Genomic DNA, 1,842 nt, shown 5'->3' with positions numbered 1-1,842 from the left:
CACCACGGCCTTTGCGAGGGGAACCCAGCAAAAGCCGTCCTCTATTAAAACAATATCAATTGTATAAAACATAAAAAGGGAGAGATTGAAATGGTAAAAGTATATTATAACGGTGATATCAAAGAAAACGTATTGGCAGGCAAAAAAGTAGCGGTAATCGGATACGGCTCTCAAGGCCATGCGCACGCACTGAACCTGAAAGAAAGCGGAGTGGACGTCATTGTCGGCGTCAGAAAAGGGAAATCCTTTGCTAAAGCAGAGGAAGACGGCCATCAAGTTTTCACGGTAAGAGAAGCGGCAGAACAGGCCGACATCGTTATGGTGCTTCTTCCGGATGAACAGCAGCAAAAAGTGTATGAAGCGGAAATTAAAGACGGACTTCAAGCGGGCAATTCACTCGTATTCGCCCACGGATTCAACGTTCATTTCCATCAGATCGTGCCTCCGGCAGATGTTGACGTATTCCTTGTCGCTCCTAAAGGACCGGGACATCTTGTCAGAAGAACGTTTGAACAAGGTGCAGGGGTTCCGGCGCTGTTTGCGATCTATCAGGATGTCACAGGGGAAGCGAAAGACAAAGCCCTTGCTTATGCTAAAGCGATCGGCGGAGCAAGAGCCGGTGTTCTTGAAACAACATTTAAAGAAGAAACTGAAACCGATCTTTTCGGTGAACAGGCGGTGCTGTGCGGAGGATTGACTTCCCTTGTCAAAGCAGGATTCGAAACGCTGACAGAAGCGGGCTATCAGCCTGAACTCGCATACTTCGAGTGTCTGCACGAGCTGAAGCTCATCGTCGACTTGATGTATGAAGAAGGTTTGGCAGGCATGAGATATTCGATTTCAGACACAGCGCAGTGGGGAGATTTCGTATCAGGCCCGCGCGTCGTCGATGAGAAGGTAAAAGCATCAATGAAAGAAGTATTGAAAGACATCCAAAACGGTACATTCGCGAAAGAATGGATCGTCGAAAACCAAGTCAACCGTCCGCGTTTCAACGCCATCAATACAAGCGAAAACGAACACGAAATCGAAGTGGTCGGAAGAAAGCTTCGCGAAATGATGCCGTTTGTCAAGCAGGGCAAGAAGAAGGAAGCGGTGGTAGCCGGTGCGAAAAATTAACTTTTTTGATACGACACTCCGTGACGGTGAACAGTCGCCGGGCGTTAATTTAAACACGCAGGAGAAGCTGGCGATCGCCCAGCAGCTTGAAAAACTCGGGGTCAACATTATGGAAGCGGGTTTCCCCGCTTCATCCCCCGGGGATTTCAACGCAGTAAAAGAAATCGCAAGGACGATTAAAAACTGTTCGGTAACGGGGCTTGCCCGCTCTGTCAAAGGAGATATCGATTCGGCGTGGGAAGCGCTCAAAGACGGGGCTGAACCAAGGCTTCACATTTTTATCGCCACTTCTGACATCCATTTAAAATATAAGCTGAAAAAAACGCGCGAACAGGTTCTGGAACAGGCGGTCGCAATGGTGAAATACGCCAAAGAACGCTTCCCGATCGTCCAGTGGTCTGCCGAAGATGCGTGCCGAACCGACCTTTCGTTTTTAGCCGAGATCGTCAGCGAAGTGATCGCCGCGGGAGCGGACGTCGTCAATCTTCCGGATACGGTCGGTTATTTAGCGCCCGCCGAGTACGGAAATATCTTCCGCTATATTAAAGAAAATGCCCGCAATGCTGACAAAGTCACGCTTTCAGCCCATTGCCACGATGATTTAGGCATGGCTGTCGCCAACTCTTTGGCTGCGATTGAAAACGGAGCGGATCAAGTCGAATCGGTCATCAACGGCATAGGCGAAAGAGCGGGGAACGCCTCTCTTGAAGAAATCGCCGTCGC

The 1,842-nt window shown here is 49.5% G+C and carries 1 protein-coding gene and 1 pseudogene; both read left to right on the top strand.

Annotated elements, in window-relative coordinates:
- Positions 1-90 precede the first annotated feature (90 nt).
- A complete protein-coding gene (gene ilvC / locus C1T29_RS17760; RefSeq protein ID WP_020452476.1) occupies positions 91-1,119 on the top strand; it encodes a ketol-acid reductoisomerase in 1,029 nt (342 codons plus the stop codon).
- Positions 1,106-1,842 (top strand): annotated as a pseudogene (locus C1T29_RS17755) (2-isopropylmalate synthase); the annotation flags it as partial. The gene ilvC and the pseudogene C1T29_RS17755, both read left to right, overlap by 14 nt.

Source organism: Bacillus sp. MBGLi79 (genome assembly GCF_002953915.1).
The sequence above is the reverse complement of the archived record's forward strand: the minus strand, read 5'-3'. Positions and strand labels throughout refer to the sequence as shown.